The 16,612-nt window shown below is 42.2% G+C and carries 16 protein-coding genes; 12 read left to right on the top strand and 4 right to left on the bottom strand.

Going from position 1 to position 16,612, the window contains the following annotated elements; genetic code table 11:
• The first annotated feature begins 48 nt into the window (after positions 1 to 48).
• The 8 genes from GWK51_RS02655 (at position 49) to GWK51_RS02620 (ending at position 7,639) form a co-directional block, all read left to right on the top strand.
• On the top strand, positions 49 to 1,524 hold the full coding sequence (locus GWK51_RS02655) for an alanine/glycine:cation symporter family protein (RefSeq protein ID WP_100240928.1): 1,476 nt from the start codon (positions 49 to 51) through the stop codon (positions 1,522 to 1,524).
• A 325-nt stretch (positions 1,525 to 1,849) separates the two neighbouring features.
• On the top strand, positions 1,850 to 2,779 hold the full coding sequence (locus tag GWK51_RS02650) for a patatin-like phospholipase family protein (RefSeq protein WP_161932562.1): 930 nt from the start codon (positions 1,850 to 1,852) through the stop codon (positions 2,777 to 2,779).
• Positions 2,780 to 3,047: 268 nt separating this feature from the next.
• Positions 3,048 to 3,239, top strand: a complete 192-nt coding sequence (locus tag GWK51_RS02645) for a hypothetical protein (RefSeq protein ID WP_161932561.1) — start codon at positions 3,048 to 3,050, stop codon at positions 3,237 to 3,239.
• A gap of 303 nt (positions 3,240 to 3,542) precedes the next feature.
• Entirely contained in the window at positions 3,543 to 4,067 is a 525-nt protein-coding gene (locus tag GWK51_RS02640; RefSeq protein ID WP_100240930.1) for an acyl-CoA thioesterase, read from the top strand.
• Between the two features lie 163 nt (positions 4,068 to 4,230).
• The gene (locus GWK51_RS02635; protein WP_161932560.1) at positions 4,231 to 4,815 is read left to right on the top strand and encodes a TetR/AcrR family transcriptional regulator; all 585 of its coding nucleotides are present in this window, start codon (positions 4,231 to 4,233) and stop codon (positions 4,813 to 4,815) included.
• Positions 4,812 to 6,005, top strand: coding sequence for an MFS transporter (locus GWK51_RS02630; protein WP_161932559.1), 1,194 nt, complete (start codon positions 4,812 to 4,814; stop codon positions 6,003 to 6,005). The genes GWK51_RS02635 and GWK51_RS02630 overlap by 4 nt, the downstream gene beginning before the upstream one ends.
• Before the next feature lie 11 nt (positions 6,006 to 6,016).
• Complete coding sequence (locus GWK51_RS02625; RefSeq protein WP_161932558.1) at positions 6,017 to 6,910, top strand: LysR substrate-binding domain-containing protein; 894 nt, start codon at positions 6,017 to 6,019, stop codon at positions 6,908 to 6,910.
• Positions 6,911 to 7,027: 117 nt separating this feature from the next.
• Positions 7,028 to 7,639 carry a glutathione S-transferase family protein gene (locus tag GWK51_RS02620; RefSeq protein ID WP_161932789.1) on the top strand — a complete coding sequence of 204 codons (612 nt, stop codon included), beginning with the start codon at positions 7,028 to 7,030 and terminating at the stop codon, positions 7,637 to 7,639.
• A gap of 65 nt (positions 7,640 to 7,704) precedes the next feature.
• On the opposite strand, the gene GWK51_RS02615 is transcribed toward GWK51_RS02620, so the two are convergent.
• Positions 7,705 to 9,351 (bottom strand): bifunctional 3-(3-hydroxy-phenyl)propionate/3-hydroxycinnamic acid hydroxylase, encoded by a 1,647-nt coding sequence (locus GWK51_RS02615; RefSeq protein WP_268895760.1) that lies wholly within the window; start codon positions 9,349 to 9,351, stop codon positions 7,705 to 7,707.
• Positions 9,352 to 9,679: 328 nt separating this feature from the next.
• Complete coding sequence (locus tag GWK51_RS02610; protein ID WP_161932557.1) at positions 9,680 to 9,889, bottom strand: hypothetical protein; 210 nt, start codon at positions 9,887 to 9,889, stop codon at positions 9,680 to 9,682.
• A 661-nt stretch (positions 9,890 to 10,550) separates the two neighbouring features.
• On the opposite strand from GWK51_RS02610, the gene GWK51_RS02605 reads away from it, so the two are divergent.
• Positions 10,551 to 10,853, top strand: coding sequence for a hypothetical protein (locus GWK51_RS02605; protein WP_161932556.1), 303 nt, complete (start codon positions 10,551 to 10,553; stop codon positions 10,851 to 10,853).
• Positions 10,854 to 11,540: 687 nt separating this feature from the next.
• Positions 11,541 to 11,738 (top strand): hypothetical protein, encoded by a 198-nt coding sequence (locus GWK51_RS02600; protein WP_161932555.1) that lies wholly within the window; start codon positions 11,541 to 11,543, stop codon positions 11,736 to 11,738.
• 90 nt (positions 11,739 to 11,828) lie between these two features.
• Here GWK51_RS02600 and rsmD read toward each other — a convergent pair whose 3' ends face one another.
• Both rsmD and mrdA read right to left on the bottom strand, forming a co-directional pair.
• Positions 11,829 to 12,383, bottom strand: a complete 555-nt coding sequence (gene rsmD / locus GWK51_RS02595) for a 16S rRNA (guanine(966)-N(2))-methyltransferase RsmD (protein ID WP_161932554.1) — start codon at positions 12,381 to 12,383, stop codon at positions 11,829 to 11,831.
• The gene (gene mrdA / locus GWK51_RS02590; protein WP_161932553.1) at positions 12,383 to 14,446 is read right to left on the bottom strand and encodes a penicillin-binding protein 2; all 2,064 of its coding nucleotides are present in this window, start codon (positions 14,444 to 14,446) and stop codon (positions 12,383 to 12,385) included. The genes rsmD and mrdA overlap by 1 nt, the downstream gene beginning before the upstream one ends.
• A 251-nt stretch (positions 14,447 to 14,697) precedes the next feature.
• Here mrdA and GWK51_RS02585 point away from each other — a divergent pair, with 251 nt between their 5' ends.
• A complete protein-coding gene (locus GWK51_RS02585) occupies positions 14,698 to 15,225 on the top strand; it encodes a hypothetical protein (RefSeq protein WP_161932552.1) in 528 nt (175 codons plus the stop codon).
• 60 nt (positions 15,226 to 15,285) lie between these two features.
• On the top strand, positions 15,286 to 16,602 hold the full coding sequence (locus GWK51_RS02580) for a hypothetical protein (protein ID WP_142769249.1): 1,317 nt from the start codon (positions 15,286 to 15,288) through the stop codon (positions 16,600 to 16,602).
• Positions 16,603 to 16,612: the final 10 nt, after the last annotated feature.

Here is a 16,612-nt window from a genome sequence, read left to right as displayed (position 1 = left end):
TTTTTTGAATTGCCAAACAATATCTGCTGAGTCTTAAGGAATAAGAAAATGGATGAACAATTAAATGCGACCCTGATGTCTTGGGTGCAAATGCTGAATGATCCGTTATGGAACTTTCTGGTTGTATTTTTGGTTGTGGTTGGGGTGTTCTATACCTTAATTACGGGCGCTGTTCAGCTTCGACTGTTTTTCCACAGTATCAAAGTGATGAAATCAAGCCGTAAAGAGGGCGATGATGATCATGGGATTACCCCGTTTCAGGCGTTTGTGACGGGTCTTGCGAGCCGTGTTGGTGTGGGTAACGTCGCAGGTGTGGCGATTGCCATTGCCATTGGTGGTCCTGGTGCGGTGTTCTGGATGTGGCTTACTGCATTTTTAGGGATGAGTTCAGCCTTCGTTGAATCATCACTTGCACAGCTATTTAAAGTTCGTGATACCCAGAACCAGCAATTCCGCGGTGGTCCAGCGTACTACATTACCCAAGGTCTAAAACAAAAATGGTTGGGTGTGGTCTTCGCACTGTCCCTGATTTTAGCCTATGGCTTTGTGTTTAATGCAGTACAAGCCAACTCGATTATTGATGCAACTTCACATGCATGGGGCTGGGATAAAGCCAATGTCATGTTGAACTTGGGACTTTTCTCTTTTGAAATTTCTTGGGTCGGTCTTGCATTGGTGATCTTAACTGCGGTGATTATTTTTGGCGGGATTAAGCGTATTGCCAAAGTGGCAGAAAGCTTTGTACCCCTCATGGCAGTCATGTATTTGGCAGTTGCGTTGTACATTGCTGTGAAAAACTTGCCAATCTTGCCTGACATTTTCCAATTGATTTTCTCGCATGCTTTCCAGTTTGATGCTGCGGCAGGTGGTTTCTTTGGTGCCATGGTATCTATGGCAATGATGATGGGGATTAAACGTGGTTTATTCTCGAATGAAGCAGGGATGGGTTCTGCGCCAAACGCAGCAGCAGCATCAGATGTAAAACATCCTGTAAACCAAGGTTTGGTACAAATGCTGGGTGTATTTGTCGATACCTTCGTGGTGTGTTCATGTACTGCTATCATCATCTTGTCATCAGGGTTGTACCATGATGCAGGTTTTGCGGGTGTACAGTTAACTCAGATGGCGCTGGTAAGTCAGATTGGTAGCTGGGGCGATGACTTCCTTGCGATTATTCTGTTTATGTTTGCTTACTCTTCCATCATTGGTAACTATGCCTATGCTGAAAGTAATATGCAGTTCATCAACAATAACCGTAAAGTGATCTTTGTGTTCCGTTTACTGGTGTTGTTTATGGTGTACTTCGGCGCCATCACCAGTGTTCCATTGGTATGGTCTATGGCCGATCTATCTATGGGCTTAATGGCAACCATTAACTTGTTTGCAATTCTGTTGTTAACACCTTTTGCATTAATGCTGTTGAAAGACTATACCTCGCAGTTGAAGCAAGGCATTAAAGAACCAGAATTTAAGCTGGATAATCATCCGAAATTTAAAGATAAAGTGAATTCTGATATTTGGTAATGCAACCAATCATCTGAATCTGAAGAAGCCAGTCTGCAACCGCAAGGCTGGCTTTTTTTATTTAAGGTCTTGTTATCCGTATTGGAATGCCATCTAAGCAGGTGAAGCGAAACCTAGTTGCGAAAATGCAGCACAGTCTCCATGATTTCACGGTTTTTCTTCATTATCTTAATACGGCAAGATGACATTTTTACGAAATGCAACAGAGAAAAACTGTCGTTTGCATAGAATAACCATCAGTCCCGATCAGAGAGTTTAGTCCGCCTTGAAATTGCTTCAATCTAGCTTAGTTATTGGCATTATCTGCATGTTTTCAGGGCAAGCCATGGCTCAGTCATCGCTATTTTCTTTTAATCAGAACCCTACCAAGCAAACACTGGTTGAGGCCCAAGCCAAAGCAGATCGTGTCGATTTTAAGAAGCTGAAGCAAACTGAACATCGTCCTATTGTGGCATTGGTGCTGGGGAGTGGTGGGGCGCGAGGTTATGCGCACATTGGTGTGATTCAAGTGCTAGAACAATATGGCATTCATCCCGATATGATTGTGGGCACCAGTGCTGGCAGTGTGGTCGGTTCCATTTATGCCAGCGGGAAAAATGCACAGCAATTACGGGACATCGCGCTGAACATGAAGGCAAATGATGTACGTGATGTGAAGTTAGCCATGACAGGCTTTTTTGATGGTCAAAAGGTGGAAGACTATGTCAATGAACAAGTCTTGAGTACGCCCTTAGAACACTTGAAAATTCCGATGTACGTGGTGGCCACTGAGCTGAAAGAAGGTAAAAAGGTCGTATTTAATTATGGCAACACGGGGCAAGCCGTGCGTGCTTCTGTTTCGATTCCGAGCATGTTTATTCCAACAAAAATTGCGGGTGAGGAATATGTTGATGGGGGCTTGGTTAGTCCAGTACCTGTGAATGTGGCACGTGAGTTGGGTGCGGATATTGTGATTGCCGTGGATATCTTGGCGCAGCCTGAACATACCGAAACCAGTAATGTCTGGGGATTGTTCAACCAGAATATCAACATTATGCAAAACCGTTTAGCACAAGAAGAACTCAAACATGCCGATGTGGTGATTCAACCCGATTTAAGGGAAAAATCACATATCTTTGATGTGCGTGGGCGTGAAGAAACCATGCAAGCAGGAGTAACCGCTGCGGATAAACAATTGAGCAGTATTTTCAAAGTGTTTGATCAGCAGAATTTTTCACGCGGTTATAAAATTCCACAATTTACTGTGCAGAATTAAGGAAAGACTGAAAAGGGGAGCATTAGAAAGCTTCCTTTTTTTATTTGCAGCAATTTGCAATACCAGATGATGATTCATCAGATAATAAACTTTATTAATCACATAACTTATCTTAAATTATATTTTTATAATTTATTGAAATAAATTAATTTTTTTTTAAAATAATCAGAGATGATGCTGTTTAAAGAAATTTATTTACAGTGATATTCTTGCTCAATATACTGCACTTTAAAATTTTCTTCTTCTCCTAAAAATGAAAACAGCATCCATGTCTTTACAACAACTCGAATTGGGTCAAACCGTAAAATTGGCATCACTTCCAAATATATTATTCAAAATTGTGGCGTTACATTGCGATGGTTCCTATCAAATTAGCGCTGATTTAGATGTTAAAACTCAACTCAGTTATGACCATGTCTGTCGTGAAATGCTGAGCGTCATAGAAATCGATGCTACATAATTCCATTGAAATTTCCTTAACCCTAATAAAATTGGGCTGAAGCCGTCGTTTCATTCAGATTCATATTGATGCATCAACTTCAAGGCAAGTGAAGCTGAAATCGACATTATTCTAAATAAGTATAATGAAATTATAGGTTTAAATTAAAGTTGACTGCTTTAATATATATTTTACTGAATGATGTGCTAATCACTATAAATAATAATGATGACTTTATTGCCGATTTGAACATGTTATTTACGACAAAAGTTATATAATAATGACCACATATTCTACTATCTTTGTAAGAGTCTAGAGAACGCGATGTCCCCATTAGATCAAATTACTCCAATTTTAGATGATCAGTCGGAGTTGACCATGTCTGTATTGATGACTCCAGATATGGCAAATTTCTCGGGTAATGTCCATGGTGGAACTATTTTAAAGTTGCTGGATCAGGTGGCATATGCCTGTGCAAGCCGCTATTCAGGTAGTTATGTTGTGACACTATCGGTTGATAAAGTGAACTTTAAAGAGCCGATTCATGTTGGTGAACTTGTAACCTTCCTTGCCAGTGTGAACCATGTTGGTCGTACCTCTATGGAAATTGGTATTCGTGTAGAAGCGCAAAATATTCAAAAGCGTACTATTCGCCATACCAATAGCTGTTATTTCACCATGGTTGCCGTGGATGAAACAGGTAAGCCAAAACAGATTCCACCATTGGATTTAAGCAATGAGTGGAAACGTTGCCGCTTTGAAGCTGCGGAACAACGTAAAGTGGCGCGTTTACAAGAGAACCACCACCCATCTTGCAGCATTTATAAAAAGGCATCGACACCGAGCTAAAATTTAGCTGTGTTCAAGCGCAACCCGTGAGTTTCAGATTCACGGGTTTTTTTATCTCTAATCTTTCTCTAAATCATTAGTCCTTGGTCTTAATTGGCTAGTACTGACGCAATATTTACATTATTATAAAACGATACGTATCGTTTCGTTTGTATGGTGATCTATGTCAGAGCTGGAAAAAACTTCTCGGCGCAAGCAATGTATTTTGGATGCCGTGATTGCAGCCTTGGAAGACTATGAATACAGCAAATTGACGATCGAAGAGATTGCCGCACGGGCAGGTGTGGGTAAATCCACCATTTATCGCTGGTGGAAGCATAAATCCGATTTGGTCTTTGAAGCCTTTAAGCAAGAAACGGCTTCGGTGTTTGAACTGGACTATGCACAAAGTCTGGAATTTAATTTAAAACAACAGTTATTAAAATTATCGCATGCGTTAAACCGTCCGATAGGGCGTGCCTTGATGGTGGTTTTATCGGAACATCGTGAAGCGGCAGGGACGTTTTTTAGTCAGTATTTATTGCCGCGCCGTGAAGCGACCCGAAAGTTGATTCAACTGGCAATTGAGCAAAGTGAGATTCGAGCTGATTACCCTTTTGAACTGATGCTCGACACTTTATATGCCCCAATTCATTACCAGATGATTTTCTTTAACCGACAGCCTGATGAAGCTTATATTCAAGCCTTGCTGAATCTGGTATTGCAACCTGCTCGGATCAATGCAACTCCGCAGGTAGATTCCAAATGACGTCGGATCTGCATGAAAGTCGGCTATGGAATCGGGCATTTATTTTTTGTGTACTGAATAACCTGTTTTTATTTACCTATTATTTTGCGATGTTGGCGATTCTCCCTGTCTATATCATGCGAGATTTGGGTGGGTCGGTAAAAGAAGCTGGTTTGGCGCTGACGCTATTTTTAATTTCCTCCATCTTGGTACGTCCATTTTCAGGATTGATCGCGGAAAAAATTGGCAAGAAGCTGAGCTTCCGTGGCTCGGAAGTTCTTTTTATCTTGTTTGGCTTCAGTTATCTGTGGATTGACAGCATGTGGAGCCTGCTGTTGGTGCGTTTTATTCATGGCATTTGGTTCAGTATTTTGACCACAGTGACCGTACCTGTGGCGAATGAATTTATTCCTGAACAACGCAGAGGCGAAGGCATGGGCTACTTTGTGATGTCCACCAATTTAGGTGTGGTCTTTGGTCCTTTATTGGCATTAACCATCACCCAATATGCCAGCTTTACTGTGCTGTTTGCTGTCCTCTCTGGATTAATTACCATCGGGTTTTTATTCTGCCTTTGCATTCCAGTTCAGGATGATGATCAGCAATCTTCAATCGAACCCGCTTCTTCCAGTTTAACGGTACACGATATTATTGAGTTTCGAGTGTTGTCGGTCGGTGTGGTGGCGCTATTAACGGCATTTGCTTATTCGAGTGTGATGAGCTTTATTGCGGCTTATACTGAAACCAAACAGTTGATGGCATATACCAGTACATTTTTTCTGGTGTTTGCCTGTTCTATGATTTTTGTTCGCCCTTGGGTCGGACGTTGGTTTGACCAGAAAGGCGCCAGTGCTGTGATTTATCCCTCTTTTCTGCTGTTTGCACTGGGGCTAGCCGTGGTAAGTCAGTTGCATCAGGCATGGGTCTTGTGGTTGTCGGCAGTGCTCATAGGCATTGGCTATGGCACTTTGTTTCCATGTTTGCAAACGGTGGCCATTCAAAGTGTACCCAAGCAACGGATCGGACATGCCATTTCCACGTATTTCACCTTGTTTGATTTAGGCTTGGCGGTGGGTTCAGTGATCATGGGGCTATTGATTGCCTATTGGGGCTATACCGCAACGTATCTGTTTTGTGCTGGAATGACTTTAGTGACACTATGGGTGTATCGGGTCAAGGTGGCAGCTCAAGTTGTACGCGTTCAACATTAAGGAGAACACAGATGGAACTACGTCATTTACGCTATTTTGTTGCATTGGCTGAGGAGCTGAATTTCACCAAAGCAGCGCAACGCATGTGTACGGTACAACCTTCTTTGAGTCAACAAATCAAGGATTTGGAACAAGAGGTTGGAGTACAGTTATTGGTGCGTTCCAACCGTAAAGTCGAGCTGACTGAAGAAGGTAAAGCTTTTTTGAAAGAAGCCTTACTCAGTTTGGAACATGCAGAAAAGGCCATTCACGATGCGCGGAAAGTGGCAAACATGAGCAAAGACCAACTGCATATTGGTTTCGTGCCTGTCGCCGAGATGAAAATCTTTCCCTACATCATGCCTAATATCCGAGCGCATTTTCCTGATTTGAAAATTCACTTCCATAGCCTGACCGATGCAGACCAATTCAAAGCCTTAAAGAAAGGCGACATTGATATTGCCTTCACCCGATATATTGATGAATCAAGTGAACTGGAATATGTACAAATCTTTAATGAACCTTTGGCATTGATTGTCCCGAAAGACTCAGCCGTAGCCGCACAACGCCATGTCAGCATCAAGAGTTTCAATCAGCAAGATTTTATTATCAGCGATGAAGGGGCTTCGCCGCAGCTGTATAAAATCATTCAGGATTTTTTCAAACAATCCAAACTCAATGTAAATGTAGTTCAGTACTCGACCAATATTTTGCTCAATGTAAATTTAGTCGGGATGGGAGTAGGCTGGAGTCTGGTGCCTGCCTATGTCATTCCATTATTGGGCGATAAAATTGTGGTGAAGAACACCATTGAACCTTTACCGACCATTGGTTTGTACGCCAGTTATCGCAAGGAACAGCGCAGCGAAGCGATTGAATTGATTTTAAAAATATTAAAAGAACAGTTTTATACAGGTATTCTCTAAGCTAGGGATTGCAATCACCAGCAGCATCGAAAGTCATGGATGACAGAACAACCACGTTGTTGTGGTTCAAGCTATGCTAAGGTAGCGCAAAATAACAACAGTAGAAGCATAACAATGATGCAGTTGTATACCAATCCGCAATCGCGCGGTAATACCATTTTGCCTTTTCTGAAAGAACTGAACATTGAAGATAAGGTTGAACTGATCAATATTAGCTATGAAGATCTTCATCAAGCGCCGTATTTGGCAATTAACCCCATGGCAAAAGTGCCTTGTCTGGTTGATGCTGATATTGTGGTCACGGAGGTGCCTGCGATTATTGCCTATTTGGCGGATAAGTATATTGAGCAAGATTTTGCCCCAGCACTGAATGACCCGAAACGCGGTGTATATTTGAAATGGCTGTTCTTTATCCATGGTCCATTAACAGAATATATGGATATAAAAAACTTGAACGTAGCTGAGGATTTGATCGAAAGTAAAAAATCAGGCTTAAGTTTTGGTGATGAACAACGCTTATTCCAATTTTTAAAACAAGGTTTGAGTCAGGCGAAACCGTATTTGCTGGGAGAAAAATGTACAGCAGCAGATTTATATTTGGCGTATTGGTTGGTCTATGCCATGGCGTTTAAGCTGCTCCCGTATTTTGAAGAAGCCAAACCTTTCTTAAGACAGATGAAAAGTAGAGCCTCGGTGCAAGGGATTGCTTGGTTTGATGCTATTGAATAATTGCTTTTAGCAATAACAAAAGCCCAGAATGTGTTCTGGGCTTTGTCTTTTTATCAGGGATAAGCTCAGGCAATTAACTGATTTGCTTCAGCTTTGCTGTATAATTTCGCGAATAAGGCTTGGCTAATCTGATCGGCACTTTGTGGAATCGCAAGTGCGGCTACAAAGCGGTCAGGGCGTAAAATCACCATCGAGTCATTGGTACGACCAAACCACGTGCGGATTTCAGTACCAATATCACCCACACAAATCACGCCATCGTATTGTTTGCGCTTCTCGTTTTGCAGTTGAATTGCAGGTAAAACTTGAATGAATTTCACCCCAAGTTTTTTCCATTGCTGCATGCTGGCTGCTGATAAGCCCCATTGTGGGTCTACCCCCCAAGCCAAAATTGCGAAGTCATTGCCAATCACTTCATCCAGCAATACGTGTTCACCCGTGACCAATTGCACTTTGGGCTGAATAAACATTTTACCTACAGGCGAGTTCTTTTGCGTATTTGGAATGAGCACGCCATCATGATATTGCGGCATCGGCTTAAAGCGCATTTCCAGCAAATATTGTTTAATTGGCTTGATATAGTTCAGTGCATAGGCAATGCCGTCACGGACAAAACCTTGCCATTTTTTAGGTGGCGCAAGGACATGACCTGCCATCACAGAAAGATCAATCATGGCTTTAGCATGATCTTTACGTTCAATTTGGTAAGAATCTAGGAGTTCAGGACTAGCTTTGCCTTGAATCACCAATGCCATTTTCCAGCCCAAGTTAAAAGCATCACGCATACCACTGTTATACCCTTGACCTTGCCACACAGGCATAATGTGGGCAGCATCGCCGGCCAGTAAAATCCGATCTACACGGAACTTCTCTGCAATACGGGCATTGTGGGTATAGACACGTTGACGAATCACTTCAATGTTATGGGTATTCGGTAAGACTTTGACCAACAGTTTATTGATGTTTTCTGGTTTGCTCAGTTCTTCTTGGGTTTCACCAGGCATCACCATAAATTCAAAGCGACGAATGCCATGCGGTAAAGCAGCCGAGACATACGGGCGTACAGGATCACAGCATAAATAGATATGCGGTGTTGCCAATGGGTCATTTTCAATATCAATCACAATCCATTGGTTGGGTGCTGTTTTACCATCGAAACCGATATTTAAGGTGCGACGAACAACAGAGTTACCTCCATCACAAGCAATCAGATACTGCGCTTTAACGACTTCGTCCTGTCCCTGTTTATTCTGCATTTTCAACGTTACAGATTGAGCATCTTGGCTAAATTCCATCAGTTGACGTGAAAACAGCACTTCAGTTTGTGGATATTGCTTTAGTCCTTGAAGCAACACATTATCCACTTGCGGTTGAATAAAGGCATTTCGACGTGAGAACCCAAATTCGCGGGTTAACGGCTGAATATCTGCAAAGCAATGACCTTTAGGCGTTAAAAAACGCATAGCATGGTTAGGTGTGGTATGCGGTAATACTTGCTCCACCAATCCTAAAGATTGAATGGTGCGCAATGCCTCATCATCAATACCAATGGCACGCGGGTAATCAATCAGTTGATCCAGTTGTTCAATGACAGTGACCTGTACGCCTTGCTTGCTTAAATAATTGGCAAGTGTTAGTCCCACTGGACCAGCGCCAAGAATTGCCACTTCTGTCATAAATTCAGTCTTGTTTGTGCTCACAGCGAATTCCATTCAATCCATTCACAATGTGGCTATTAACGGTCAAGCGCAGGCTGTAAACAAGCTATGCCATAGTGTAGAGCTAGTATGAATAAGGCCGAAGATGGTTTCTATTTTTTTAATATTTTATTGATTTAAAATGACTTATTGTATTTTTGATGATAGTTGATCGGATGGGAATCATCATAATTAACTATCTTCATGGTCGGGTTTTTTCAAGTTTTAGCGGCTTTAAAACGAAAACAGGTGAATCAGAACAATCTGAATCACCTGCGATTTTCTAGAGCTTTCGAGTGAATGAGGTGGAGTGAAAGCCCTAGAAAAACTGGTTTATGCGACCTTATTGAGCAGGTGTCGCTTCACTTGCAGCATCAGCTGCAGGTGTTGTGCTTGGTTGAGCCGCTGTACCTTCGCCCGCAGCAGTCGTAGGCTGTTCTTGAGTTGAAACAATCACTTTTTCTTCTGCTTGAGCATGCTCTTGTGTCGCAGCAAAAGTCGTTGTTGTGGCAGCAGCAATTGTCGTTGCAAGTAGGATATGAGTTAATTTCATAATAGGCATCCTGAGTTATAAATGAGATAAAAATTAAAGCTGTTCTACTTATCATCACTTAAGTAAGAACAGGACTCATGCTAAGGATTCAGGGCATTTCAGGCAATTCAAGCTACAAAGCGAAACAGAATAAATTACGTGAATAATACAATAATGTGCAAACTGTGTAGCTCAGGTAACGATTGGAAGAAACATTCGGCAGAATTTGTATTCAAATATTTCAATTGCATTAAATTGAATGCGATGCGTTTACTGAAACAAAACATAACAGCAGAAAAATCAGTGCTTTTTAGCTCAAGTGATCTGGTTTGACTTGTAAGGGAATATGTCTAATTTGAATAAATTGATGATAAAATCAACAGATTAAAAATTAATAATCTATTGTCGTAGAAACTGGGCAGATATTTCTTCAACTGTGAAAGACCGAGAGAATAGCTCAAGCAGGCTTGCGCAATCTCATAGAACTGTAAAGCACACAGCAAATCCACCAAAAATGTGAAAGTCGATATGCTTTGGATGGTATAAAATATAGACTCGAATGCATAAAAGTCTCAAAGAAACTGAAAGCAAGGCTATAACAAAAAATGAACATGTTGTTTGTTTTCTATCCATGCTTCTTCTGAATAATGAAAGAGAACACCCAGTAGACAAGGGGAATATAATGATAAAACTAGTCTTGCTCTCTACTTTGTCGGTTATGCTGTTATCAGGATGTGTTTGGTACGATGACGATTGGTATGACCATGATCATCGCTATTCATATGGCTATGATTATGATCATCGTCGACCTTCGTATGGCTATGAATGGAATGGACGTCCAGATTACCGACCACCGCAGAATCGACCTCCTGAGAACCGTCCGCCTGAGCATCGACCACCTCAAAGTCGACCTCCAGAGAATCGTCCGCCGAGTCATCGACCTGATCGTCCGAACTATAAACAGACTAAACCTTTGCCACATTAACGCGGGTTCACTTTGTGATGGGCGTAGTTTTGAGTCAATCCATTCAGTCAAATAAGGGGAAGCAGAAACTCTTATTTGACAGGATTTTAAGAGGATATATCAGGCAAAATAAAATGAAAAATTTAGCAAGGCAGCAGAATCTTGAGCGTCTGATACTAATTCATCGCAAAGCGAATCTCTTGCGATAGGGTTGACATATGACAAGAAATAGAACAAAAAATGCACAAATTTAAAAGTTCTGGTCTATAGATAAGGTGAATAATAAAGATTCGACCCTAGTTAAAAGGGGATTGAAAATGATTAAAGCAACCTTATTGCTTGTACTGACTACAAGCTTGATGATGGGTTGTATGTCAAATAGTACAGGCATGGACGAATCATATTCGAGTCCAATGCTCCAACAAACTGATTATCAACCAGAACCGTCTCATCAAAAATATATGGACAAAAATGGTTCATCTCCCACAGTTGATTTTATCCGATACCCATTAATTGAGCTATGAGTATCCTGAGACCAGACGGAGACTGTATTCTCCCTCTGGTTTTTTAAATTACGGATTTTCAAAAAGTGTATTTGAGGGCAAGATGTTCGGATTAACTTTGAACAGAAAATAAACAAAATAAATGCCTGTCGGTGCAACTGATCATTAATAATTAAAAATGAAATTCAAAGGCTGGAGCAAAATAATGATTAGAAATATTATGCTGTTGGTTTTGACTGCAACATTATTCACAGGATGTTTATGGTATGACGATGATTATGACCATCGCCATCATAATGGTCCTCCGCAGCACCATGACTCGGATCATCGACCAGATTCAAATCATCATGATCATATGAATAATAATGACTATGACGATCATAACCGGCCTGCACCGCGTTAATGACTTTGGTGTCTGTGTATAACTTACAGAGCAAGATCAAAGCCCAGTCAAAGTTCAGTGCGCAATGACGGGTTGATCTTTGCATCAAGATTAATTTGTTGTGACTTTCTTATATAAAGCTGCGCGTACGCTTCCAGCCTTGGTTTGCTTCATTGCTTGCCAAGTTGCTGGCAGATTCAGACTGTTCAGATCACGGTCTGCTTCGACATAAATCAAACCGTTTTCAGCAATCAGCGGATCAGCCAGTTTTGCCAGTTCTTCCCACAGATCCAAACTATACGGTGGATCTAGAAAAACCAGATTAAAGCTAGATTTCAACGTCGGCAGGGCTTGTTGCGCCGTAGTGACTTTTAACTGGCAATTCTCTGCTTTTAATAACTGTATGTTCTGTTTCAGAAACTGTGCTTGTGTACGGTCAGGTTCAATCATGGTCACATGCTTGGCACCACGAGACAAAGCCTCAAAACCTAAAGCTCCTGAACCAGTACACAAATCGAGGACTTGCGCATTTTGAATGTCCCACATGAGCCAGTTGAACAATGTTTCACGTACTCTATCTGGGGTCGGGCGTAATCCGTCAATGCTAGCAAAGGCGAGTTGGCGGCGTTTCCACTCTCCGCCAATAATTCTGAGTTGATTTTTCATTATTCGACATCCTCCGCAACTGCAGCAGGTGCAGCTTGGGTGGTAGGTGTAGCGGGTTGTTGGGCTGTTTGGGTAGTTGCGGTCGCTGGTCGCGCCTGAGTATTTGTAGTTGGTCGTGCCTGAGTAATTGCTGCTGGGGACGCAGGAGTTGTACCACTTGGCAATTCGCCTGGCTTAATTCCAGCAGTCATTAAGCCACCACTAATTTGATGCCCTTCAGGTTTAATCGGGTTCTTTTTACGTTGCAATAACCAATAGTCAAAAACAGGGCGGGCTAACTGCGCTGCAGAACCACCATGACGACCATTTTCCCATACCACCGCAATCGCAATTTCAGGATTTTCGGCAGGTGCAAAACCTACAAATAAACCGTGGTCTAACTGGCGCTCAGTCAGTAGCGCTTCATTATAGCGTTTACCCTGTGCAATACTTTTAACCTGTGCTGTACCGGTTTTACCTGCAATTTTATACATCGGGGTACGAATCCCTCGACCAGTACCTGTTTCAATCACATCGACCATGGCATCACGCATTTTGACCCAGTCTTCATCTGTACCATTAAACAGGATATGCCCATCAGGTGCATTCAGAACGGTGTGCGGTTTTGCCCCTTTACTGGCTTGCAATACATGTGGAATCACATGGGCACCATGATTGGCGGTAATGGCTGTTGCCATCGCCAACTGTAATGGTGTTGCGGTGAAAGCACCTTGACCAATACTCACGGAGATGGTTTCACCCTTGAGCCATTTGCTTTTACGGGTACGCATTTTCCAGTCTGGATTTGGATAGAGACCTTCACTTTCACTCGGTAAATCCACACCAGTTTTTTGACCAAAGCCAAACTGGCGCATCCACGAGTTCATTTTCTCAATACCCAAACGGTAAGCGAGCACATAATAGAACGTATCACATGAGACGACTTGGGCTTTATGCAGATTCACCACACCATGACCTGATTTTTTCCAGTCACGGAACTTATGTGAATCGCCGGGTAGGGTAAAGTAACCGTGATCGGAAATGGCTGTGCCCCAGTCGATATAACCATAGTGAATCCCCCCTAAACCAAACATCGGTTTAATGGTCGAACCCGGTGGATATACCCCTTGTACGGCACGGTTATACAGTGGCTGATCTAAATTGTCGCGTAAGCCACTGTAGTCCGTATGGCTAATGCCTGTGACAAATAGATTTGGGTTAAAACTTGGACTGGAAACCAGCGCCAGAATTTCACCTGTGCGAGGGTCCATGGCAACAATCGCACCACGACGTCCAGCCAGTTGCTCGGTCGCAACTGTTTGTAAGCCATAATCCAGTGAAAGGTATAAGTCATTACCTCGCACGGGTTCTTTACGTCCTAAATGACGTAGGACGTTCCCGTGTGCATCGGCTTCCACAGATTCATTGCCCGGAACACCATGTAGCAATTCCTCATAAGACTTTTCCACCCCGATTTTTCCGATCAGGTTGGTTCCTGCGTACAAGTCTTTGTCAATGCTTTTGAGTTCTTTGTCATTAATTCGACCCACATAGCCAATCACATGTGCGAACAGCTCACCATGCGGATAATAGCGGGTCATTTGAGTCTCTATATTGACCCCAGGAAACTGGAATTTCACCTCACTGAATTTGGCGATATCGGTTTCTGTCAAATTCAGTTTAATAGATACGCGTTCGGTTTTTTTCGAGGTTTTAATACGTGACAGGAAGCGCTCAATATCCTCATCAGTCAGACTTAAAACTGGGGTGAGGCGCTTAACTGTATCGTCAATATCATCCACATCTGCACGACTCATGGTTGCGGTGAAGACGGGATAATTATCGGCTAATAAAATCCCGTTACGGTCATAAATATAGCCACGTGCAGGGGCAAGCGGTTGCAAGCGAATACGGTTCTGATCCGATGCGGTTGAAAATTGCTGATATTGCATAATTTGCAAATAGGCATAGCGTGCAACCAACAGCAGCATAAAGAAGCTGACAATCCCGACAGAGATAAAGACTCGATTGCGATAAATGCGCTTTTCTTGTTGGACATTTTTTAAAGGAAAGTGCTGCTTCATACGCGATTGACTTACACAGTGGGGGAGAATCAGGAAGGCGCTATTCTACCCCAAGTCAGAGTCTTTGATAATGCTTATCTACGGGAACACCGCTGGGCTTGGTTGTTTTATTGCAACAGGGTGTTTTGACCTTTTAGACAGTAAAAACAGCAGGCGTTGTATATAAGATTAGAAACAATTCTGTTAAAGTCAAAAACATGCAAAAAATTTGGAATGCATGCACAATTAAAATAAGGACAAAGGTGACAATAATGACAAGAGTTTATCCCTTGTTAGCATTGATAACATTATTCAATACTGCTTATGCACAGGATCAAAATTATCTGCCAGACGCCAAATTGACACCTGAGAGTGCCAGAATGTGGAATGTGGGTGCAGGAGTCACCCAACAGCTGGTGCATTTAAATACCGAATGGGTCAATCCTTACGGGATTGCTTATGCCAAGGCGGGTTTTTTCTTAACAGATGATTCACCTTTTGGGGTGCAGCTTGGCTTTAGATATCCTTACTATTTCACTGGGAAGGATAAAAACGGGTATTATGTCGGCGTCTATGCAGGGCATATTGCCAGTAAGCAAGTGGACAATAAAGATGAAACGCGTTTAGGTGTAGGTGTAGATCTTGCATATGTATTGTTGGATCGAGATCGCATCAGTACGTTTAGTGTGGGGGTTGGGGCAGGAGAAGAATTAAAGAATCGTGAGGGTGAAGTTGTGGAACACATTGAACCAAAAATACAATTCTCTTATACATTAAGTATGGGCTTAGGCAGAAAATAACCTGTTTAAAAAATTAAGAATTAATCTCTGTTATTTCGTTATTATTTTGGAAAATTATGCATGCTTGAGTACATCAATCAGTTGTGGCAAACCTTTTTGAATCGTCCCGATTTTTGGGCTGTGCTGAGCATTATTCCAGTAACTGCATTTGTGACTTGGGCGCACGTTTGGATGGCGCTCAAAATGGTGTTCTATCCAATTAACTTCTGGGGTTTCCATTTAGGTCCTTTGCCCGTGGGTTGGCAGGGGATTGTGCCACGTAAGGCGGGACGTATTTCAGGCATCATTACTGATAATACCTTGTCTAAATTGGGTTCTTTGCGTGAATTTCTCGATGCCATGGACCCTGAAGACATGGCACGTATTATTGGGGAGCAGGTCGGATTTGAACTGGAACATCTGATTGATGAAGTAATGGTCGACCGAAATGCAGTGCTTTGGGAAAATTTACCCTATTCGATTAAACGACGTATCTATGCACAAGCACACAAGCAACTTCCAGGGGTGTTGAAAGAACTGGTAACAGAATTAACTGTGAACGTTGAGTCATTGGTTGACATGCGTGAAATGGTGGTCAGCCAAATGGAAGGCGATCGCCGTTTGATGGTACGTATGTTCCTTAAAGTTGGACAGAAAGAAATTAACTTTATTTGGCACATTAGTGCCTTGATTGGGATGTTCTTTGGTGTGTTCCAGATGATTGTCTGGTTCGTGGTGCCATGGCACTGGACAGTTCCCTTCTGGGCATCGATTTGGGGCTTTTTAACCAACTGGATTGCCATTTGGATGGTCTTTAACCCAATTGAGCCACATTATGTGCGTTATCCGCAACTGACTGAATTAACTAAAGATCGTAAATTTCCTTGGATTAAACCTGTCTGGCCTCGCATCGGAACCTATAATATTCAAGGTGCCTTCATGAAACGTCAGGAAGAAGTCTCGGATGTGTTTGCCAGTGTGGTCACAGAAGATCTGATTACGTTAAAATCCATCATGACGGAAATGATGTACGGCAGTAAAAAAGACAAAACCCGTCGTATCGTCAAGCGTCATATCAATGAAATTATGGAAACTCCATTGGTTCGTACGTCATTACAGCTGTCATTAGGGCCAAAAGAGTACGCAAAACTCAAGACGGACTTGATTGATCGCTCAATTGAAATTACGATGGTGCCAGTATGCGACCCTGCGTTCAATGCGAGCCGTGCACAGAAAATCTTTCAAATGTTCCGAGAGCGTATTCGGGAGTTAACGCCGAAAGAATTCCAGAACCTATTACGTCCTGCATTTCAGGAAGACGAATGGATTCTGATTGTATTAGGTGGGGTCACTGGATTTATAGCTGGTACAATACATTTGTTTGTAGCTTTCTTATAATTAGATGCTC

The sequence above is a fragment of the Acinetobacter kanungonis genome, from assembly GCF_009939195.1.
GTDB lineage: Bacteria > Pseudomonadota > Gammaproteobacteria > Pseudomonadales > Moraxellaceae > Acinetobacter > Acinetobacter kanungonis.
The sequence above is the reverse complement of the archived record's forward strand: the minus strand, read 5'-3'. Positions and strand labels throughout refer to the sequence as shown.